Below are 19,187 nucleotides of genomic sequence, written 5' to 3' on the forward strand. Positions count from 1 at the left end.
CGAACCTTCACAGCGGAGTTGAAATCCATGATGTTGACGAAGCGAACCTTTGTTATCGGCTCCCTCGGAGGCTTGGCGATGCTCGGCCTGCCGGCCGATCTGCGCGCGCAGCAGGCCGGCGGCGGCACGCTGGTGATCGGCTCCACGCAGGTGCCGCGGCACTTCAACGGCGCGGTGCAGTCGGGCATCGCCACCGCGCTGCCGAGCACCCAGATCTTCGCCAGCCCGCTGCGCTTCGACGAAAACTGGAAGCCGCAGCCTTATCTCGCCAAATCCTGGGAGGTCGCGCCGGACGGCCTGTCGATCACGCTGAAGCTGGTGGACGACGCCGTGTTTCACGACGGCAAGCCGGTGACCTCCGAGGACGTCGCGTTCTCGATCATGACGATCAAGGCGAACCACCCGTTCAAGACCATGCTGGCCGCGGTCGACATGGTGGAGACGCCCGACCCGAAGACCGCGGTGATCAAGCTGTCGCATCCGCATCCGGCGCTGCTGCTGGCAATGTCGCCGGCGCTGATGCCGATCCTGCCGAAGCACGTCTACGGCGACGGCCAGGACGTCAAGTCGCATCCGGCCAACCTCAAGCCGGTCGGCTCCGGCCCCTACAAGCTCGCCGAATACAAGCAGGGCGAATACTACACGCTGGAGAAATTCGACAAGTTCTTCATCCCGGGCCGCCCGAAGCTCGACAAGATCGTGGTGCGGCTGATCTCGGATCCGAACGCGCTGATGGTCTCGGCTGAACGCGGCGAGGTGCACGCTGTGCCGTTCGTCACCGGCGTGCGCGATATCGACCGTTTGCAGAAATCGAAGAACATCGTGGTCACCGACAAGGGCTTCGCCGGTCTCGGTGCGCTGAACTGGCTCGCCTTCAACACCAAGAAGAAGCCGCTCGACGACGTCCGGGTCCGCCAGGCGATCGCCTACGCGGCTAATCGCGACTTCATCGTCAACAAGCTGATGGGCGGCAAGGCGATGCCGTCGACCGGGCCGATCGCGCCGGGCTCGCCGCTCGAGGAGAAGAACGTCCAGCTCTACAAGCTGGACATCGCCAAGGCCAACAAGCTGCTCGACGAGGCCGGGCTGAAGCCGGACGGCAACGGCGTCCGCGCCACGCTGACGATCGACTACCTCCCAGGCAGCGACGAGCAGCAGCGCAACGTCGCCGAATATATGCGCTCGGCGCTGAAGCGCGTCGGCCTCAACCTCGAAGTCCGCGCCGCACCCGACTTCCCGACCTGGGCGCAGCGGGTCTCGAATTTCGATTTCGATCTGACGATGGACTCGGTCTACAACTGGGCCGATCCGGTGATCGGCGTCGACCGGACCTATCTGACCTCGAACATCCGCAAGGGCATCATCTGGTCGAACACCCAGCAATATTCCAACCCGAAGGTCGACGAGATCCTCGGCAAGGCGGCTGTGGAGACCTCGCCGGAGAAACGCAAGGCGCTGTATTCCGAGTTCCAGAAGATCGTCGTCGACGAGGTGCCGGTATTCTTCATCAATGCCGTGCCGTTCCACAACGCCTTCGCCAACGGCCTCGGCGGGCTGCCGACCACGATCTGGGGCGTCGTCTCGCCACTCGACGAACTGCACTGGGTCACTCCGCCGAAGACCTGAACCCAACCGGGTAGACAGACAACACCATGACACTCCTCACCCATCTTTTCGGAAAACTCGCCAACGCCGCGGCGCTGCTGCTCGCGGTGCTGGTGCTGAATTTCTGCCTGATCCATCTTGCACCGGGCGATCCGGTGCAGGTGATCGCCGGAGAGATGGGTGGGGCGTCGGCGGAAGTGATCGCCGACCTGCGCGCCAAATACGGTCTCGACGACAGCCTGTTGCAGCAGCTCTTCACATATCTCGGCAAGGTCGCCCACGGCGACTTCGGCTATTCCTATTACTTCAACCAGCCCGTGCTGGGCCTGATCGGACAGCGGCTGCCGGCGTCGTTGTATCTGGCGCTGTCGTCGCTGCTCACCGCGGTGGTGATCGGCACGCTGCTCGGCGTGGTCAGCGCCCGCCGCCCGAACGGGCTGCTCAGCCACGTCGTCACGGTGCTGTCGCTGACCGGCTATGCGGCGCCGATCTTCTGGACCGGCCTGATGCTGCTGCTGCTGTTCGGCTCGGTGTGGCCGGTGCTGCCGGTCAGCGGCATGGCCGACGTCGTCAATCCCAAGACCGGCTTCGCCTATGTGCGCGACGTCGCGACCCATCTGGTGCTGCCGTCGCTGACGCTGGCGCTGGTGTTCATCGCGCAATATTCCCGGCTGGCGCGCGTCAATATGATCGACGTGCTGTCGGCGGACTACGTCCGCACCGCCCGCGCCAAGGGCCTGCCGGAACGCGTGGTGATCTTCAAGCACGCGCTGCGCAACGCGCTGATCCCGATCGTCACCGTGGTCGGCCTGCAGTTCGGCAATCTGTTCGCCGGCGCGGTGCTGGTCGAGACCGTGTTCAGTTGGCCGGGCATGGGGCGGCTGGTATTCGACTCGATCCTGCGCCGCGACTATCCGACGCTGATGGCGGTGCTGTTCTTCTCCGCGGTGATGGTGATCGCCGCCAACATCATCACCGACCTGGTGTATCGCCTGGTCGATCCACGTATCCGCGCGGGGGCCCGATGAGCACGCTCGACCAGACGCTGATCGTGGCGCAGACCACGACGCCGCCCGCCGCGACGGGCGCATTGCCCGCCGCCAAAGCGGTGTCGCCGGCCGCTGCCGCGTTTCGTCAATTCCTGAAGAGCCCGTCCGGCGTCGCCGGTGCGGTGCTGCTGATCGTGCTGGTGTCGGGGACACTGTTCGGGCCGTGGATCTATCCGCTCGACCCGCTGGAGATCGTCGGCCTGCCGTTCACGCCGCCGTCCGCCGATGCGTGGCTCGGCACCGACTATCTCGGCCGCGACGTGCTGGCGGGGCTGGTCTATGGCGGCCGCGCAACGCTCACGGTCGGCGCCGTGGCGGCGCTGATCACCATCGCCATCGGCGTGACGGTCGGCTCGCTGGCGGGCTTCTTCGGCGGCTGGATCGACAGCCTGCTGGTGAAGATCGCCGAGTTCTTCCAGGTGCTGCCGCCGCTATTGTTCGCGATGGTGCTGGTGACGCTGTTCGGGCCGAAGCTGCTGACCATCACGCTGGCGATCGGCGCGGTGAGCTGGACCTCGGCGGCGCGGCTGACGCGCGCGGAATTCATGCGGCTGCGCGATCTCGATTTCATCAAGGCGTCGCGCGCCGCCGGCGCCGGCAATCTGCATCTGATCCTGCGGGTGGTGCTGCCCAACGCGCTGCCGCCGATCATCGTGTCGGCGACGCTGGCGATCGGCGTCGCGATCCTGTTCGAGGGCGGGCTGAGCTTCCTCGGCCTCGGCGACCCCAACACCATGAGCTGGGGCCTGATGATCGGCCAGAACCGCAACTACGTGCTCGACGCCTGGTGGGCGGTGACCTTCCCGGGCGCCGCGATCTTCCTGTCGGTGCTGGCGATCAGCCTGGTCGGCGACGGCATCAACGATGCGGTCAATCCGCGGCTGCGACGGAGGTGACGATGGCGCCGGTACTCGAAGTCGACAAGCTCAGCGTCAGCATGACCAATCGCGACGGCGACCTGGTCCCGGTGCTGGAGAATCTGTCGTTCACGATCGACAAGGGCCGCACCATCGCGCTGGTCGGCGAGAGCGGCTGCGGCAAGAGCATGACCGCGCTGGCGATCATGCGGCTGTTGCCGGAAGGCTTCGTCATCACCGGCGGGCGCGTTCTGCTCGAGGGCGAGGACGTGCTGGCGGTGCGCAACAAGCGGATGCGCGCGCTGCGCGGCGACGCGATGTCGATGGTGTTCCAGGAGCCGATGACCGCGCTCAATCCGCTCTACACCGTCGGCGACCAGATCGCCGAGGTGCTGTATTATCACCGCCGGATGAGCCGCAAGGACGCCGGCGAGCAGGCCGTGCAGTTCCTCAAGGCGGTGCAGATCCCGGCCGCCGAGCAGCGCGCCAAGGCCTATCCGCATCAACTCTCCGGCGGGATGCGGCAGCGGGTGATGATCGCGATGGCGCTGGCCTGCAAGCCGAAGCTCCTGATCGCCGACGAGCCCACCACCGCGCTCGACGTCACCGTGCAGGCGCAGATCTTCGATCTGCTGGCCAAGCTGCAGGACGAGACCGAGACCGCGATCGTGCTGATCACCCACGATCTCGGCGCGGTCGCCGAACTCGCCGACGACATCGCCGTGCTGTATGCCGGCCGCTGCATCGAGACCGGGCCGTCGCACGAGATCGCCGCCGCGCCGCGCCATCCCTACACCCGCGGACTGCTCGCCTGCGTGCCGCATCTCGCGGTCGGCGTGGCCAAGCCGCCGCAATGGATCGATCTCGGCGAGATCCCCGGCATGGTGCCGTCGCTCGGGCAGCGCGGGCCGGACTGCGCCTTCCTGCCACGGTGCGCCAATGCCCGCGACGTCTGCCGGTCGCGGCCGCAGCCGCCGCTCGACGCGGTCTCGACCGGGCACGCGGTGTCGTGCTGGCGCGCCGAGGAGATCGCGGCATGATGATTCACGAAGACCTGCGGCCCGACGACGCCAGCCCCTATCTGCTCGACGTCAACGACCTCGTGGTGCATTTCCGCACCGGGCGGAAGCGGCCGTGGGGCAAGCCGTCCTTCGTCCACGCCGTCGACGGCGTCAGCTTCCGGGTCCGGCGCGGCACCACGTTCGGCATCGTGGGCGAGAGCGGCTCGGGCAAGTCGACCACCGCGCAGGCGATCATGCGGCTGGTGCCGTCGACCTCGGGCCAGATCGTGTTCCGCGGTGAGGACATCATGCCGCTCAGCGGCGAGCCGCTGCGGCAGGTGCGCCGGCATGTGCAGATCGTGTTTCAGGATCCGTTCTCGGCGCTCGATCCGCGCCGCCGCGCCGGCGACCAGATCCGCGAGCCGCTCGATCTGCTGCAGATCGGCACCAGCCGCGAACGCGACGAGCGGGTGCGGCAATTGCTGGCCGAGGTCGGGTTGCCGCCCGAGGCCGCCGACCTGTTTCCGCATCAGTTCTCCGGCGGCCAGCGCCAGCGGCTGTGCATCGCCCGCGCGCTGGCGCCCGAACCCGAACTGATCGTCTGCGACGAGGCGGTCTCGGCGCTCGACGTCGCGATCCAGGCGCAGATTCTGAACCTGCTGAAGAAGCTGCAGCGCGAGCGCGGGCTGACCTACATCTTCATCTCGCACGACCTCGGCGTGATCCAGCAATTCTGCGACGAGATCGCCGTGATGTATCTCGGCAAGATCGCCGAGCAGGCGCCGGCCTCGGCGCTGTTCACCGGGCCGCGGCATCCCTACACCTGGTCGCTGGTGTCGGCCGCGGTGCCGCCCGGGCCGCTGCGCGACGAACTCAAGGCGAGATATCTGGTCAAGGGCGAGCCGCCGTCGCCGGTCGATCCGCCGCCCGGCTGCCGGTTCGCGCAGCGCTGCCCGTTCGCGATCGAGCGCTGCCGCGAGGAATTGCCGTTCCTCGACGCCACCGGTCCCGAGCACTACGTCGCGTGCCATCGCAAGGATGAACTCGGCGTGCCGGACTTCACGCCGCGCGTCGCCAGCGGGCCGATCGGTTAGCTACAACGGATCCACATCGTCATTGCGAGCGAAGCGAAGCAATCCAGTGGCCGCACGCGACGCGGCTGGATTGCTTCGTCGCTGCGCTCCTCGCAATGACGGACCCGGATTGACGACTACGCCGTGGCGTCGAGCAGCGCCTTGGTCATGTCGCGGTCGGCTTTCAGCGTCGCGAGATTCGCGGTGTAGCTGTATTTGGCGACCATCTGGCCGATCAGTTCCTGCGCCAGATCGACATTCGGCGCGGCCACCATGCCGTTTTCATCGGCGAACGGCGCCTGCGGATCGGAGACCGCGATCGTGCCGGGCGTCGTCGTGGTGACGCTGGTCTGCGTGCCGCTCCCCGGGACGGCGGTCTGGACCACCTGCAGCGGCTTGTAGGCCTGCGGCGCGCCGGCCGGCACCGTGCCGTTCGCCGCCGGCAGCGTCCCCGTGGACTGCTGATTGGCGACGTTGCTGGCGGAGACTTCGAGCCGCCTGGTCGTGGCCTTCAGGCCGGACACGGCGATCGCGGAAATGCTGGACATGGCGCACTCGCAGCGTTGGGGCCGGGAAACCTAACGCGCCCCGCGCAACGATCCGTTCACCGCGCGCCGACAATGCGAGCGATCCCGTTAAGCCGCCGTCAGCCATCGCTGGCCGGCCGATCAGGCGGCTCCGGCCGCGGTCGTGCCGGGCGCCGTCTGCGCCGGCTGCGGACGGCGGCGAAGTTTGCGGCGCGCCCACAGCACCACGCCGGAGACCAGCAGGCCGAACAGCGCCACCGAGACGATCACGTTGAGCGCCCCCGAGATCAGCGCCGACCAATTGCCCTCGTGCAGCAGCCGTGGCCAGTTGCGCGGCAGCGGCGCGACGCCGTCCGCGCTGAAGCCGTAGGCGCGCAGTTCGCCGCCTTCGTAGATCCGCGCCATCAGCCGACCGCCGCGATTGGCGATCATCGCCAGATGCGCGACGTCGTGCGACTGCGCGACCGCGCGGACGGCGTCGGCGAGCGGCAGCGGAGCCCGGGCCGCCGCCGGCGGCGGGGCGCTCTGCAGCGTCAGTCCGAACGCGAGAAACAGGCCGGTGATCGGGCTCAGCAGCAACAGCGGCAGCGTGAACCAGGCCGCTCCCTTGTGCCAGCCGGCGAGGCTGTTGCGCAGCCGCGGCAGGCCCATCAGGATGCCGATGGCCATCACCACGACCAGCGCGATGGTCGAGGAAATCACCAGCCACTCGTATCCGAGCAGCCGCTCATGGGTGCGCCGCGCCCACAGCAGCACATCGCCGAGCGGATCGGACGCCGTCGCGGCTTCGCCGGTGGCGAGGTCGATCGCCGGCGCGTTGACGCCCATCAGGCGCATCTGCTGTCCGCTGGCGTTGATCGCCAGACCACGCGCCTTGCCGGCGGGGTCGTGGCGCTGCAGCAGGCCGGTGATACGCTCGGCGTCGACCATGCCGGCGGGCAGGCCACGGCTCTGGATGATCGGTTCGACCGACAGGATCAGCCCGGTGAAGATGATCGCGATCAGCGGCAGCGCGAACACCAAAGTGGTCCAGCGGTGCAGCTTGAGGAGCAGGGCGTTGTTCATCGGATATCCAATCTTCAGCGATGGCGCGAGCGAGGGGGCCGGCGCGTCGCGGTTCCGATCCGCTGCTGCCGCGTCCCAATGCTCTGCCGAATGGGTTTAGCGCCGCCAACCTATCGGGCCGCTGACAAAACGCCGGACCGCTTGCCAGGCGTGTGAAATCATCATGGCTCCCGAGGCCGTGCGATCGCGCGCGCCGTCGACGAATCGGACGCGGCGTTCGGGCCACGCGCGAATCACTTGGTCGCGCCGATGTGCGTTGCGGCGAATCATCTGCGTGCATCGCAATGATTTGTCCGGAATGTCCCGGACGAGGCATGTCGAACTAACTGACAACGGCGCCTCGGTGAGCGCTGTCTGCGACGAGGTCCCATTAGTTCGATGTCGCAGGCAAGTTCCGCGCTGCGGTCGCGACCACGCCGGCCGGCGGGTTCGCGTCACCGCCCGCCGTGTCCGAAATACGCCCGTTTTGCCAGACCGATAGACGTTGGTATCGTGCCGGGTGCAGGGCCTGCGAGGCAATTCGCGTGCGCACGCCGCCATGCTCCGTCGCGTCTTTCGCGTGCGTCCGCGCGGCTTCATTCGCCCGGCATTTAGTCTGATTAAACTTGTCCCTGTTGAAATTCCCGAGTGTTGCTACGATGCTGCAGTTAAGATCGGAATCGTGCAAAACCAACTGGTATGGAGGTAGTATGCGCTCCTCAACGATGATCCTGCTGGGCTCCGTCGCCCTTGTCGCTGCATTCGCGGTCAGTGATCGCATCGGCGGTCCGCGCGGCATGCTGATCGAACCGGCCATCGCGGCGACTCCGGTCGCTCCGCCGCCGCCCCCGGCATTTCGCACCGTGACGTCGTCGTCATGTCCGGCGAACGGCTGCCCGACCACCTGCGAAGCCGACGAGGCGCTGATCTCGGCGATCTGCATCGGCTCCACCGGCGCGAAATTCAGCGACAATCTTCTGATCGAGAACGGACAGATCACCGCGAGCTGCGGCCCGTCCTCGACGGCCATCGTGGTGTCCTGCGCCCGCAAATAAGCGCCGCCGGCACTTCTCAAAGGGGGCTGCGCGGTCGGGCGTCCGACGCGGAGCCCTCTGCAGTATCAAGGGTCAAACCGATGCAAAACTGGTTCGTCGCACTCGCCGTCGCGGTGCTGATCGTCATCGGCTTCGCCGCCGGACCGATGTCCGTCGTCGTCGCTTTCCTGTCGTTCTGGGTCACGCTGTATCTGGTCTGGGCCTACGAGCTCGGCTTCAAGGACACCTGGGCGCGCTACGGCCTCAACCGCGTCAAGCCGCCGTTCTGGGCCGAGGAGAACAAGGTCTGGTTCTATCCGATCTTCGGCGATCGGGTGAAGGTGGTGAAGGCCGCCGCGGTGGCGCTGCTGATCGTCGCATTCAGCCTGATGCTGCCGGTGTCGGTGGTGCGGATCGCGACGCTGGTCGTGCTGGCCTGGTACGTCACCGAGATCTACCGGGCGCAGAAAAACGTCGATCAGCTCGATCGGGCGCGGTTCAACTAAGTCGCGCGCGGGCACCCGGTTGCGATCGCCCGCCCGGGCGTCGCGAACGTCATCCCGAGGCGCTCGCCTCAGGATGATGTTCGGCTTGCTCCGCTCGCAGCAGGTTTTCGATTAGCCATTTTCTCAAACGCCTCGCGCCGCCACTGGACGGGGCGTGCGATTTGTAGATCAATACGACAGTACAACAGCAACGGCGTTGCGGCCCGAGGAGATTGCGATGGCAGACAAGGACTCATCCGACGTCATCCTGAACATGATGTCGAAGAACCTCGAACAGGCGCGCGGCGCGATGAACAACTATCTGCAGTTCATCGAAAAGAGCCTGTCGGTGTCTCCGATGGGAACGAGCAGCCAGGCCAACACGCTGAAGGGCTATGTCGAACGCAACGTCCAGGCGACCTTCGATTTCTCCGAACAGTTGCTGCACGCCAAGGATTTCCAGGACGTCGTCCGGATCCAGACCGAATTTCTGCAGACCCAGTTCCGGGTGCTGACCGATCAGGCCAAGGACGTGGTCGAGATGACCAAGCCGACGGTGATCGTACCGCGCGACGGTTAGTCCGTTCGGGCGCCGCGCCGCCGATTGACGCGCCCGGGAGCGCGGCCGGAACCAAACCGGCCCGCCCGGCTTGCTGGATGCTCCGTGCAACTCGTTCACGCATTTGGACAGGCGCCATGCTGAAATCAGTCGTGACCTTCGCTGCCCTGCTGCTGCTCGTGTCGGCAGCGCAGGCGCAGTCCGGCCGCCCCGATCCGGGCTGCGGCCGTGACGTCTCGCGGTTCTGCCGCGCGGTGATGGACCAGGGCGACGGCGCGATCCTCGCCTGCCTGCAAAAGAACCGCGCGCGACTGAGCAAGACCTGCGCCAAGGTGCTGGCGGACCACGGCCAGTAGCAAGGCCGTTCAGGTCGAGCCGCCGCTGACGCCGGCGACCGGCAGCACCTCGGTGCCGGTGGCGCGATCGGGCGAATCGTCCTTCCAGCGCACCGATCCGAACGGTCGCTCCAGCATGCGGCGGACCCGGATCGGGTCCGGGCCGCGATGGAACGCCATGGCGCGCTGATGCAGCTCGCGGTCCTGCTGGGTCGAACGGTTGCGCTGGCGCAGATAGTCCAGCCAGGTCGGGCAGTGATAGCGTTCGGTCCACAGTTCCGGATCGGCGATGTCGCGCGCGATCGACCAGCCATAGGCGCCGTTGCGCTGCCGGCTGAGCTGCACCTGCTGCATCACGCCGTGAAACGTCCGGGCATCGTCCTGATCGACCCGGTACTCGATCTCGACCACCAGCGGTCCGCTGCGCGGCGTCAGCGCCAGCCGTACTTCCGGGTCGGCCAGAAGATCGGCGTCCTCAATCTGTTTGCCGACCGACGGCATCCGCAGCAGCAATCCGAGCAGCGGCGAGACGAACATCGCGCCGGCCGAAATCAGCAAGGACGGCGCGACGCCGGACAGGTCGGCGACATGGCCCCAGACCCAGCTTCCGATCGCGACGCCGCCGGCGATCGAGGCCTGGAACGCGGCCAGCGAGCGGCCCGCCACCCAGCGCGGCGCCGACAATTGCACGCCGATGTTGAACAGCGCGATCGCCAGCATCCACACCGCGCCGGCCACCACCAGCGCCGCGGCGGTGAGCAGCGACCAGCGGCTCAGCGCGATCGCCGCCATCGCCACCCCCATGATCAGCGCACAGCCGCGGATCGCGGCCTCGCTGCTCAGGCGCTGGCGCACCATCCCGACATAGAGCGCGCCGATCACCGCGCCGACGCCGAACGCGCCGAGCAGAATGCCGTAGGTCTCGGCGCCGCTGCCGAGCAGATCGCGCGCCACCAGCGGCATCAGCGCCAGCACCGACGAGCCGGCGATGCCGGTGATCAGCGTCCGCGCCAGCACGATGCGGATCGACGGCGAGTTGGCGATGTAGCGCACGCCGGTGACGATCGCGCGGTTCATCCGCTCCGGCGGCAGCCGCGGCGGCTCGCTCACCCGCCGCCACAGGAACAGCACCACCAGCAGCGGCAGATACAGCACCGCATTGGCCGCGAACGCCGCGACCGCGCCGGCGGTCGCCACCACGACGCCGCCGACCGCCGGGCCGAAGCTGCGGGCGATGTTGTAGCTGATGCCGTTCAGCGTCACCGCCGCGGGCAGCGCCTCGCCCGGCACCTGCTCGCTGACCGAGGCCTGCCAGGCCGGGCCGAACAGCGCCATGCCGGTGCCGATCACGAAGCAGAAGGCGAGCAGGATCTCCGGCGTCACCAGGCCGAGATGCGCCAGCACCGACAGCATCGTCGCGCCGCCGAGGCCGAGCGTCAGCGAAGCCATCCCGACCAGACGGCGGTCGTACATGTCGGCGATCGCCCCGGCCGGCATCGCCACCAGCATGATCGGCAGCATCAGGGCGGTCTGCACCAGCGCCACCTTGTCGGCCGAGGAGGTCATCTGGGTCATCGCCCAGGCGGCGCCGACGCCGTTGATCATCAGGCCGAGATTGGACAACAGGCTCGCCAGCCAGATCCGGCGGAACAGCGCATAGCGCAGCGGCGCCGCGACGCCGCCGGCGGAGAACGCGCCTCGCTTCGAGCCGCCCGTCATCAAAGCCGTTCCCTTCGCACGTTATCCTCGCCGCACCGCGCCGATTGCCGGAGCTTGTTGCAGTGATGCCTGCGAAGCTCCGGGCCTGTCCAGTGCCAACGTAGGCCGACGCTGCGCCCGGCCGGTTCAACGAGAAGTGAATCGTGGCCGGCGTGGCCGCTGACGGAGAACCGCGTCACGGTGGCCGAACTGACCGATTAGGCCGGCCGGCCTTCCCTCGGCCCGGTTCGCTCCCTAGCTTGAGAGACGAGGAACCGAGACCGAGAAACCGGAACGAGGAGAGCCCCCTGTGAGCATCGCCGAAGTCTACGACGTCGACGACCGCCGCGCGCCGCTGGTGCCGCCTGCGCCGCCGCGCGCGCCGGACGACATCTCCGCGCTCGGCCGGCTCGCGGCGATCCGCCGCAACGCGATCGCGAGCTGGGGCGCTCGCGCCTATCAGGACGATATCGTCAAGGGCCGGTTCTTCAACCACGCCAGCTACATTCTCAATACGCCGGATGCGATCCGGCATGTGCTGGTCGACAATGACGAGAACTACACGCGGACCGCGACCGGCATCCGCGTGCTGCAGCCGATGCTCGGCGAAGGCCTGCTGCTGGCGCAGGGCCGCGCCTGGAAACATCAGCGCCGCACGCTGGCGCCGGCGTTCACGCCGCGCGCGGTCGGCACGCTGGTGCCGCATATGATATCGGCGACCGAGGAGACCGTCGCCGAGCTGCGCGACAGCGCCGGCGCGCCGGTCGACCTGCGCGAGAAGATGCAGCATCTGGCGCTGGAGATCGCCGGGCGGACGATGTTCTCGTTCGGGATGGGCAGCCACGGCAAGGCGCTGCGCGATTACGTCATCGAGTACGGCACCAGACTCGCGAGCCCGCGATTTCTCGACCTGCTGCTGCCGCTCGGCTGGCCGACGCCGCAGGATATTTCGCGGGCGTTGTTCCGCCGGCGCTGGACCAAATTCGTCGGCGAACTGATCGCCGCCCGCCGCGCCGCCGGCAAGGCGGAGGGCGCGCCGCCGCGCGATCTGTTCGATCTGATGGTCGCGGCGCGCGATCCCGAGACCTTTGAGGCGTTCTCCGACGATCAGCTCGGCGATCAGGTCGCCACCATGATCCTCGCCGGCCACGAGACCACCGCGACCGCGCTGTTCTGGGCGCTGTATCTGCTGGCGCTCGATCCGCAGACGCAGGACAACCTCGCCGACGAAGCGCGCGGTGCCGGCACCGCCGGGACCCCCGCGCTCGAGCAATTGCCGTTCACTCGCGCGGTGCTCGACGAGACGCTGCGGCTGTATCCGCCGGCGTTCCTGATCGCGCGCGAGGCGGCCGGGCCCGACAGCGTCGCCGGCCACGCCATCCGCCGGCGCGACGTCGTTCTGATCGCGCCGTGGCTGCTGCACCGGCACGAGAAGCTGTGGGACAATCCCGGCGCCTTCATGCCGTCGCGCTTCCTGCCGGGCGCGCCGCCGCCGGATCGCTTCGCCTATCTGCCGTTCGGCGTCGGGCCGCGGATCTGCATCGGGGCGCATTTCGCGCTGGTCGAGGCGACGCTGGCGCTGGCGCGGATCGTCGGTGCGTTCCGGATCGAACTGATCGACACCGCCCCGGTGATGCCGATCGGCATCGTCACCACCCAGCCCGATCGGTCGCCGCTGTTCCGGCTCACGCGGCGGTGATCAAAAAGGCTTCATTTGGCCGACATCGAGACGTGACCTAAATGAAGGCCATGACCGATATCCGACCTCTCTACGCAGTGCTGCGGCAGACGACCGAGGCTCCCGTCGTCGACGCCATCGCGCATCTGATCGCCGATGGCGTCGACAGCGAGCTCAACCGCATCAACGTGCTGGAATTCGCCACGCGGACCGGCCTCGACGAGGAGAAGGTGATCGCCGGGTTTCTGCATGCGGCCCAGCTCGGTCTGTTCGACATGAGCTGGAACGTGCTGTGCCCGGGCTGCAGCGGCGTGCTCGACAGCCATCCGTCGCTGAAGGCGCTGCGGCACGACGAATACACCTGCGCGCTGTGCGCCAAAGCCTACGAGGCGTCGGTCGACGATCAGGTCGAGGCCGCCTTCACCGTCAGTCCGAGCATCCGGCGGATCGGCGCGCACGATCCCGACAGCCTGCCGCTGTGGGACTACACAAGGCAGATGTTCTGGAGCTCCGGCATCGAGCTCGACGAGGACGTGCTGGCGCGGCTGTCCGACCAGGACACGCTGGGCGCCGCGGCGTTGCAGCCGGGCGAGACCACCGAACTGACGCTCGATCTGCCGGGCGAGTTCATCATCGTATTCGAGCCGGTGACGCATTCGGCGCAGTTCATCGATGTCGCCGGAGAGCCCAGCGCCGAGGTGCAGTCGGTGGCGCTGAATTTCGAGCGCCAGCACCCGCTGACGCCGACATTGTCGATGCGGCCGGGTCCGCTGCGACTGTCGCTGACCAACAATGCGGACAAGCGGGTGTTGCCGGCGGTGTGGGTCGCCGCCGACGCGCTGCATACGCTGCTCGGCAAGCGCAAGCCGATCCTCACCGCCAAGCGAATGCTGACCAACCAGACCTTCCGCGACGTGTTCAAGGCCGACAATCTCAGCCCCGACCAGCGGCTGAAGATCACCTCGCTGACCTTCCTGTTCACCGATCTCAAGGGCTCGACCGCGTTGTATCAGCGCGTCGGCGACCTCGCGGCGTTCGATCTGGTGCGGGCGCATTTCCGCGCGCTGCTCGAGATCATCGCCGCCGAGAAGGGCGCGGTGGTGAAGACCATCGGCGACGCGGTGATGGCGACCTTCAACCGCCCCGACCACGCGCTCGCCGCGGCATTGCGGATGCGCAAGGCGATGGATGCGCTCAACGAAGAGCGGGGTACGCGCGATCTGGTGGTGAAGATCGGCATTCACGAAGGCCCCTGCCTCGCGGTGATGCTGAACGAGCGGCAGGATTATTTCGGCCAGACCGTCAACATCGCCGCGCGCGTTCTCGGCCTCGCGAGCACGCAGGCGATCCACCTCACCGGTGCGGTGATCGACACGCCGGCGGTCACCGCGATCCTCGACCGCGAGGCGATCACGCCGATCGAAAAGCATGCGGCGCTACGCGGTATCGCCGACAAGGTGCCGGTCTATGAGATCTCTTAACGGATCGGTGACATTGCCGAACCGTCATGAACCCTGCCGGAACCCGGTCCGATTGCCAACGTTACGATTCCGCGCCATCAAACGAACCTGAGTTAGCCCCCTCGTCGCCGAGAGTTCGAAGCCGATGCTGGATAAACTGCGCCAATTCATCTCCGACGTCGTCTCGCCGACCGCGCCGGACGAACTGATCTTCGACGACGGCGGCTACCGGCTGGCCGCCACGGCGCTGCTGATTCACGTCATCTCGCTCGACGGCGAACCCTCCGAGGTCGAACGCAGCAAGCTGCACAAGCTGCTCGAGACTCGTTTCGACCTGGATTCGACCACCGCCGCCAGACTGATCGCCTCGGCGACGCTGGCCGAGGGCGAGGCGGTCGATCTGTATAATTTCACCAGCGTCATCATGCGCTCGGTGAATGAGCAGGGCCGGCTGCGGATCGTCGAGATGATGTGGGAGCTGGTATTCGCGGACGGCCAGGTCACCGAATTCGAGGAGAACGTGGTGTGGCGCGCTGCCGATCTGCTCGCAGTGTCGTCGCGCGACCGCGTCAATCTCAAGCGCCAGGTCGCCGCGCAGCAATCGGAAACCGATCCGGCGAACTAAGCCCGGGCAGTCTTGCGGGCACTACTTGTTTCTGAACTGTCATGATCGGCGGCTTCGATCTGGTTCTGGCCGCGAGACGGGGCGTCAGGCGCCCGATGATCGGAACCCTGGCCGCCAATTGCCTTGCACGCTGCTTGCATCTTGCATTAGGCCTAGTGATGATCCGGGGGTCATCCGGCCTCTCAACTCAAGAGTCCTTCATCGTGACTGAACGCGTGACGTTGATTACCGGGGCATCGGCGGGGATCGGTGCGGAGCTGGCGCGCATTTTCGCGGCAAATGCTCACAGAGTAGCCTTGGTGGCGCGGCGCGCCGATCGGCTCGAGGCGTTGGCCGCCGAGATCACCGCCAAGGGCGGCCCGGAGCCGATCATCATCGCCTGCGATCTGGCGAAGCCCGAAGCCGTCGACGAGATCGTGGCCCGGCTGGCCGCGGCCGGCGTCGAGGTGGAGTATCTGGTCAACAATGCCGGCTACGGGCTGTTCGGCCGTGCCGCGGAGATCGACCGCGAGGACCAGCTCGGCATTATCGACGTCAATATCCGCGCGCTGACCGACCTGTCGCTGCGCTTCGCCGACAGCGTCGCGAAACTGCGCGGCGGCATCCTCAACGTCGCCTCGATCGCCAGCTTCCTGCCGGGGCCGGGCATGGCGGTGTACTACGCCTCCAAGGCCTATGTGCTGTCGCTGAGCGAGGCGCTGCATCAGGAACTCGGCAAGAAGGGCGTCCGGGTCACGGCGATCTGCCCGGGGCCGGTGCCGACCGAGTTCCAGTCGCGGGCCGGCTTCGAACCGGGCTTCGATTCGGCGGTGCTCAACGTCTCGCCGGCCGAGGTCGCCCGCCAAGGCTATCAGGGGCTGATGAACAACCGGCGGCTGGTGCTGCCGGGCATCGGCATCAAGATCGTGCCGTTCCTGCTGCGGTTCTTTCCGCGCGGCTTCATTCTCGCCGCGGTTGGCGGCTATCAGCAGCGGCAGCGCTGAGGACGGGCGGGCCCGGCCATAATTCTGGCCCGGAGCTTGCTTTAGTAACTGGCGACTGAGAAACTTCAATCCGTCGAGGCAATTGCACGGCGGTGCGACGATCCTGATCGATCCGCCAGCTTCGAGACGCCATGCTCCTGCGACCGATTGACGACTTCTCCCGGATTGCTTCGCCCAAGCTGCAGCCCGCCGGCCAGGCGGCGGACACCCGGCCCGTGCTGATGGTGCTGCATCAGGAGACCTCGACGCCCGGCCGGGTCGGCAACGCACTGCGTGCCTTGGGGCATCCGCTCGACATCCGCCGGCCGCGCTTCGGCGATCCGCTTCCGGATACGCTCGACGGCCACGCCGGCGTGGTGATGTTCGGCGGCCCGATGAGCGCCAACGATCCCGACGACTATATCCGCCGCGAGATCGCGTGGATTTCCGTGCCGCTGAAGGAAGACCGGCCGTTTCTCGGAATCTGTCTCGGCGCCCAGATGCTGGCGGCGCAGCTCGGCGCCAGAGTCTCGCCGCATCCCGGGGGCCGCGCCGAGATCGGCTATTACGACATCCGCCCGACCGCGGCCGGCCGTGCAATGTGCGCGCAATGGCCGCGGCAGGTGTATCACTGGCACTGCGAGGGCTTCGATCTGCCGGCCGGCGCCGAACTGCTGGCGGAGGGCGGCGACTTTCCGGTCCAGGCGATCCGCACTGGCAGCGCCTACGGCCTGCAGTTCCATCCGGACGTCACCCTGGCGATGCTGCATCGCTGGACCACCAGGGGCCACGAGCGGCTGGAATTGCCGGGCGCCCGGCCGCGCCGCGATCATTTCGCCGACCGCGCGCTGCACGACGCCTTCGAGCGCGCCTGGCTCGCGGAATTCCTCGATCACTGGCTGGCGCGGACCCCGGTCGCTCTGCCGGCGATGCCGCTGCGCGAAGCCGCCGAATAACGCTCCGCGATCACCCCGATTGTTTCCATCCTCGGGATCGGCTTGCTACTCTCCTGCCGGGCAGAGCGCGCCAGCGCACTGCCGCATCGAGAATGCCCGGGAAGGGCGCAACAAAAAGCAAAAAAGGGAGACACGCCGATGAGCACCCAGGACATCCTCTATGATGTCACCGACAGGATCGCGACGATCACGCTGAACCGGCCGGACCGGATGAATGCGTGGACGCCGGTGATGGAGCGCGAGGTGCGCGAGGCGATGGAAGCGGCGGCAGCCGACAGCGAGGTCCGCGTCATCGTGCTGACCGGCGCGGGCCGCGGCTTCTGCGCCGGCGCCGACATGCAGGTGCTGCAGACCATCGAGCCGTCCGACGTGCGCCGCGCCTCGAGCCTGCCGCCGTTCGACATGAACCGCCGGGCCGATTGGCAGACCCGCTACGCGTTCTATCCGGCGATCGGCAAGCCGATCATCGGCATGCTGAACGGCGCCACCGCCGGCATCGGCCTGGTGCACGCGCTGTATTGCGACGTCCGCTTCGCCGCCGACAGCGCGGTGTTCACCACCGCCTTCGCGCGACGCGGACTGATCGCCGAGCACGGCATCTCCTGGATGCTGCCGCGAATCGTCGGCCACGCCAATGCGCTCGATCTGCTGCTGTCGGCGCGGCGGGTTTCGGCCGAGGAGGCGCTGCGGATCGGGCTGGTCAACCGGCTGTATCCGGCCGAGCAACTCCGCGAGCAGACCTATGCGTACGCCCGCGATCTCGCCGACAACGTTTCGCCGGCGTCGATGCGGGTGATCAAGCGGCAGCTCTACGAGGTGCCGTTCCAGACGCTCGCCGAGGCGACGATCGAGGCCAACCGCGACATGATGGTCTCGCTCGGCAGCGACGACTTCAAGGAAGGCGTCGCCAGCTTCGTCGAAAAACGCCCGCCGCAGTTCCGGAGCGTGTGAGGGCGTTGGTCGTCGTCACTGTCTCCTGACAGCTCGAACACACACAAAGACGTCATCCTGAGGAGCCCGGCAAAGCCCGAAGGGCGACGCCGGGCGTCTCGAAGGATGGGCCGCGAGTGCCCGCCCGCGGCGAGTCCGTGCCGCCTCATGGTTCGAGACGGCGCTGCGCGCCTCCTCACCATGAGGGATGGGATCGTGCCCGATGTGAGGTCGACAAGCGATGGAGAATGTCGGTGCTGGGATTATGTCGGGTCGCAGGGCCGTCCAGCGACGCGCCCGTCTTCGCCCTACGGGCTTCGCCGGGCACCACGCTTCGTCTTCGCCTTCACGTGGCTGCGCCACGCGAAGCCGCAGGCGAAGCGTGGTGGAGCCAGGCGGGATCGAACCGCCGACCTCGTCATTGCGAACGACGCGCTCTCCCAGCTGAGCTATGGCCCCTCCGCGGCCGGCAGGCATTGTCATGCGCCGGTCAGCGAACGCCGCCATTTACAGTGCCTGATCGGGCCAAGTCAAGGACGTGCCGCATTGCCGGCACCGGGCTTTATTTGCAGCGAGTTCCCTTGTTTGCACGGGCACGAACCGATATTTACGGCTAGCCCTTCCGCGTTCGAACCCGCGAGATTTCCACCGCCATGCGCGCCATTCTCGACATCGTTCTCATCATTCTCGATCTGTACATCTGGCTGTTGATCGCCTCGGCGATCCTGTCCTGGCTGATCGCCTTCAACGTCGTGAACACGCGCAACCAGTTCGTTTCTGCGGTGTCGGAATTCCTGTACCGGATCACCGAGCCGCTGCTGGGGCCGATCCGCAGGCTGCTGCCGTCGCTCGGCGGGCTGGATATTTCTCCGATCATCCTGATCCTGCTGATCATGTTCCTGCAGCGGGTGATCACCTATTACATCTACCCCTCGGTGTTCTGAGCCGCCGACCGCCGGAGCCCGAGTTTCCATGGCCGAGGCTTGGCGGTATTCAACTCAGGGCGTTGCGGTGGCGGTGCGGGTCACGCCGCGCGGCGGGCGCGACGACATCGACGGGCTGGAGACATTGTCGGACGGCCGCCCGGTGGTGAAGGTCCGGGTTCGCGCCATCGCCGACGGCGGCGAGGCCAACCGGGCAGTGATCGAGCTGTTGGCGAAGTCGCTCGGCGTGCCGAAGCGCAACGTCCGGCTGCTGTCGGGGGCGACGTCGCGGCAGAAGCAGATCGCGGTCGACGGCGATCCGACCAAGCTCGGCGAGATATTGCGAAAACTGACCGCGCCAAAGCCGGATTGATTCGGCATCCAAG

20 protein-coding genes and 1 tRNA gene are annotated in these 19,187 nt (G+C 67.2%); 17 read left to right on the plus strand and 4 right to left on the minus strand.

Annotation, left to right across the window (positions count from 1 at the left end; translation table 11 throughout):
• Window positions 1-78 precede the first annotated feature (78 nt).
• From SR870_RS19760 to SR870_RS19780, 5 genes are read left to right on the plus strand one after another with little or no spacing between them, the layout of a single operon-like run.
• Window positions 79-1,626, plus strand: a complete 1,548-nt coding sequence (locus tag SR870_RS19760) for an ABC transporter substrate-binding protein (protein ID WP_322515212.1) — start codon at window positions 79-81, stop codon at window positions 1,624-1,626.
• A gap of 26 nt (window positions 1,627-1,652) precedes the next feature.
• Entirely contained in the window at window positions 1,653-2,633 is a 981-nt protein-coding gene (locus SR870_RS19765; protein ID WP_322515213.1) for an ABC transporter permease, read from the plus strand.
• The gene (locus tag SR870_RS19770; RefSeq protein ID WP_322515214.1) at window positions 2,630-3,550 is read left to right on the plus strand and encodes an ABC transporter permease; all 921 of its coding nucleotides are present in this window, start codon (window positions 2,630-2,632) and stop codon (window positions 3,548-3,550) included. Before SR870_RS19765 ends, SR870_RS19770 begins: the two co-directional genes overlap by 4 nt.
• Before the next feature lie 2 nt (window positions 3,551-3,552).
• Complete coding sequence (locus SR870_RS19775) at window positions 3,553-4,551, plus strand: ABC transporter ATP-binding protein (protein WP_322515215.1); 999 nt, start codon at window positions 3,553-3,555, stop codon at window positions 4,549-4,551.
• Window positions 4,548-5,606 (plus strand): ABC transporter ATP-binding protein, encoded by a 1,059-nt coding sequence (locus SR870_RS19780; protein WP_322515216.1) that lies wholly within the window; start codon window positions 4,548-4,550, stop codon window positions 5,604-5,606. Before SR870_RS19775 ends, SR870_RS19780 begins: the two co-directional genes overlap by 4 nt.
• A 116-nt stretch (window positions 5,607-5,722) precedes the next feature.
• On the opposite strand, the gene SR870_RS19785 is transcribed toward SR870_RS19780, so the two are convergent.
• Entirely contained in the window at window positions 5,723-6,133 is a 411-nt protein-coding gene (locus tag SR870_RS19785) for a flagellar basal body rod protein FlgC (RefSeq protein ID WP_322515217.1), read from the minus strand.
• A gap of 120 nt (window positions 6,134-6,253) precedes the next feature.
• On the minus strand, window positions 6,254-7,177 hold the full coding sequence (locus tag SR870_RS19790; protein WP_322515218.1) for a PepSY-associated TM helix domain-containing protein: 924 nt from the start codon (window positions 7,175-7,177) through the stop codon (window positions 6,254-6,256).
• A gap of 689 nt (window positions 7,178-7,866) precedes the next feature.
• On the opposite strand from SR870_RS19790, the gene SR870_RS19795 reads away from it, so the two are divergent.
• From SR870_RS19795 to SR870_RS19810, 4 genes are all read left to right on the plus strand, one after another.
• Window positions 7,867-8,211: a hypothetical protein gene (locus SR870_RS19795; RefSeq protein WP_322518322.1), complete on the plus strand. Its 345-nt coding sequence runs from the start codon at window positions 7,867-7,869 to the stop codon at window positions 8,209-8,211.
• An 80-nt stretch (window positions 8,212-8,291) separates the two neighbouring features.
• Entirely contained in the window at window positions 8,292-8,696 is a 405-nt protein-coding gene (locus tag SR870_RS19800; protein ID WP_322515219.1) for a hypothetical protein, read from the plus strand.
• A 217-nt stretch (window positions 8,697-8,913) separates the two neighbouring features.
• Window positions 8,914-9,255 carry a phasin family protein gene (locus tag SR870_RS19805; RefSeq protein ID WP_322515220.1) on the plus strand — a complete coding sequence of 114 codons (342 nt, stop codon included), beginning with the start codon at window positions 8,914-8,916 and terminating at the stop codon, window positions 9,253-9,255.
• Window positions 9,256-9,371: 116 nt separating this feature from the next.
• Window positions 9,372-9,590 (plus strand): hypothetical protein, encoded by a 219-nt coding sequence (locus tag SR870_RS19810; protein WP_322515221.1) that lies wholly within the window; start codon window positions 9,372-9,374, stop codon window positions 9,588-9,590.
• A 9-nt stretch (window positions 9,591-9,599) separates the two neighbouring features.
• Here the strand turns inward: SR870_RS19810 and SR870_RS19815 are convergent, their stop codons facing one another.
• The gene (locus SR870_RS19815; RefSeq protein WP_322515222.1) at window positions 9,600-11,288 is read right to left on the minus strand and encodes an MFS transporter; all 1,689 of its coding nucleotides are present in this window, start codon (window positions 11,286-11,288) and stop codon (window positions 9,600-9,602) included.
• Window positions 11,289-11,577: 289 nt separating this feature from the next.
• On the opposite strand from SR870_RS19815, the gene SR870_RS19820 reads away from it, so the two are divergent.
• The 6 genes from SR870_RS19820 to SR870_RS19845 all read left to right on the plus strand — a co-directional run bounded on the left by SR870_RS19820 (window position 11,578) and on the right by SR870_RS19845 (window position 17,899).
• Window positions 11,578-12,966 carry a cytochrome P450 gene (locus SR870_RS19820; protein ID WP_322515223.1) on the plus strand — a complete coding sequence of 463 codons (1,389 nt, stop codon included), beginning with the start codon at window positions 11,578-11,580 and terminating at the stop codon, window positions 12,964-12,966.
• 50 nt (window positions 12,967-13,016) lie between these two features.
• On the plus strand, window positions 13,017-14,426 hold the full coding sequence (locus SR870_RS19825) for an adenylate/guanylate cyclase domain-containing protein (protein WP_322518323.1): 1,410 nt from the start codon (window positions 13,017-13,019) through the stop codon (window positions 14,424-14,426).
• 124 nt (window positions 14,427-14,550) lie between these two features.
• A complete protein-coding gene (locus SR870_RS19830) occupies window positions 14,551-15,030 on the plus strand; it encodes a TerB family tellurite resistance protein (protein ID WP_322515224.1) in 480 nt (159 codons plus the stop codon).
• A 203-nt stretch (window positions 15,031-15,233) separates the two neighbouring features.
• Window positions 15,234-16,013: an SDR family oxidoreductase gene (locus SR870_RS19835; RefSeq protein WP_322515225.1), complete on the plus strand. Its 780-nt coding sequence runs from the start codon at window positions 15,234-15,236 to the stop codon at window positions 16,011-16,013.
• Between the two features lie 131 nt (window positions 16,014-16,144).
• Window positions 16,145-16,948 (plus strand): glutamine amidotransferase, encoded by an 804-nt coding sequence (locus SR870_RS19840; RefSeq protein WP_322515226.1) that lies wholly within the window; start codon window positions 16,145-16,147, stop codon window positions 16,946-16,948.
• A 138-nt stretch (window positions 16,949-17,086) separates the two neighbouring features.
• A complete protein-coding gene (locus tag SR870_RS19845; RefSeq protein ID WP_322515227.1) occupies window positions 17,087-17,899 on the plus strand; it encodes an enoyl-CoA hydratase in 813 nt (270 codons plus the stop codon).
• Window positions 17,900-18,261: 362 nt separating this feature from the next.
• On the opposite strand, the gene SR870_RS19850 is transcribed toward SR870_RS19845, so the two are convergent.
• A tRNA-Ala gene (locus SR870_RS19850) sits at window positions 18,262-18,337 on the minus strand.
• 194 nt (window positions 18,338-18,531) lie between these two features.
• Here SR870_RS19850 and SR870_RS19855 point away from each other — a divergent pair.
• The gene (locus SR870_RS19855; RefSeq protein ID WP_322515228.1) at window positions 18,532-18,822 is read left to right on the plus strand and encodes a YggT family protein; all 291 of its coding nucleotides are present in this window, start codon (window positions 18,532-18,534) and stop codon (window positions 18,820-18,822) included.
• 28 nt (window positions 18,823-18,850) lie between these two features.
• Window positions 18,851-19,174, plus strand: a complete 324-nt coding sequence (locus tag SR870_RS19860; protein ID WP_322515229.1) for a DUF167 domain-containing protein — start codon at window positions 18,851-18,853, stop codon at window positions 19,172-19,174.
• Window positions 19,175-19,187 lie beyond the last annotated feature (13 nt).

It is taken from the genome of Rhodopseudomonas palustris (assembly GCF_034479375.1).
Classification (GTDB): domain Bacteria; phylum Pseudomonadota; class Alphaproteobacteria; order Rhizobiales; family Xanthobacteraceae; genus Rhodopseudomonas; species Rhodopseudomonas palustris_M.

Bases quoted from the DNA above. Each gene is read 5' to 3' on its own strand.
- SR870_RS19795 (WP_322518322.1), top strand. From the start codon at position 7,867: ATGCGCTCCTCAACGATGATCCTGCTGGGCTCCGTCGCCCTTGTCGCT.
- SR870_RS19845 (WP_322515227.1), top strand. From the start codon at position 17,087: ATGAGCACCCAGGACATCCTCTATGATGTCACCGACAGGATCGCGACG.
- SR870_RS19775 (WP_322515215.1), top strand. From the start codon at position 3,553: ATGGCGCCGGTACTCGAAGTCGACAAGCTCAGCGTCAGCATGACCAAT.
- SR870_RS19770 (WP_322515214.1), top strand. From the start codon at position 2,630: ATGAGCACGCTCGACCAGACGCTGATCGTGGCGCAGACCACGACGCCG.
- SR870_RS19785 (WP_322515217.1), bottom strand. From the start codon at position 6,133: ATGTCCAGCATTTCCGCGATCGCCGTGTCCGGCCTGAAGGCCACGACC.
- SR870_RS19780 (WP_322515216.1), top strand. From the start codon at position 4,548: ATGATGATTCACGAAGACCTGCGGCCCGACGACGCCAGCCCCTATCTG.
- SR870_RS19760 (WP_322515212.1), top strand. From the start codon at position 79: ATGCTCGGCCTGCCGGCCGATCTGCGCGCGCAGCAGGCCGGCGGCGGC.
- SR870_RS19825 (WP_322518323.1), top strand. From the start codon at position 13,017: ATGACCGATATCCGACCTCTCTACGCAGTGCTGCGGCAGACGACCGAG.
- SR870_RS19860 (WP_322515229.1), top strand. From the start codon at position 18,851: ATGGCCGAGGCTTGGCGGTATTCAACTCAGGGCGTTGCGGTGGCGGTG.
- SR870_RS19805 (WP_322515220.1), top strand. From the start codon at position 8,914: ATGGCAGACAAGGACTCATCCGACGTCATCCTGAACATGATGTCGAAG.
- SR870_RS19790 (WP_322515218.1), bottom strand. From the start codon at position 7,177: ATGAACAACGCCCTGCTCCTCAAGCTGCACCGCTGGACCACTTTGGTG.
- SR870_RS19815 (WP_322515222.1), bottom strand. From the start codon at position 11,288: ATGACGGGCGGCTCGAAGCGAGGCGCGTTCTCCGCCGGCGGCGTCGCG.
- SR870_RS19830 (WP_322515224.1), top strand. From the start codon at position 14,551: ATGCTGGATAAACTGCGCCAATTCATCTCCGACGTCGTCTCGCCGACC.
- SR870_RS19800 (WP_322515219.1), top strand. From the start codon at position 8,292: ATGCAAAACTGGTTCGTCGCACTCGCCGTCGCGGTGCTGATCGTCATC.
- SR870_RS19765 (WP_322515213.1), top strand. From the start codon at position 1,653: ATGACACTCCTCACCCATCTTTTCGGAAAACTCGCCAACGCCGCGGCG.
- SR870_RS19855 (WP_322515228.1), top strand. From the start codon at position 18,532: ATGCGCGCCATTCTCGACATCGTTCTCATCATTCTCGATCTGTACATC.
- SR870_RS19840 (WP_322515226.1), top strand. From the start codon at position 16,145: ATGCTCCTGCGACCGATTGACGACTTCTCCCGGATTGCTTCGCCCAAG.
- SR870_RS19810 (WP_322515221.1), top strand. From the start codon at position 9,372: ATGCTGAAATCAGTCGTGACCTTCGCTGCCCTGCTGCTGCTCGTGTCG.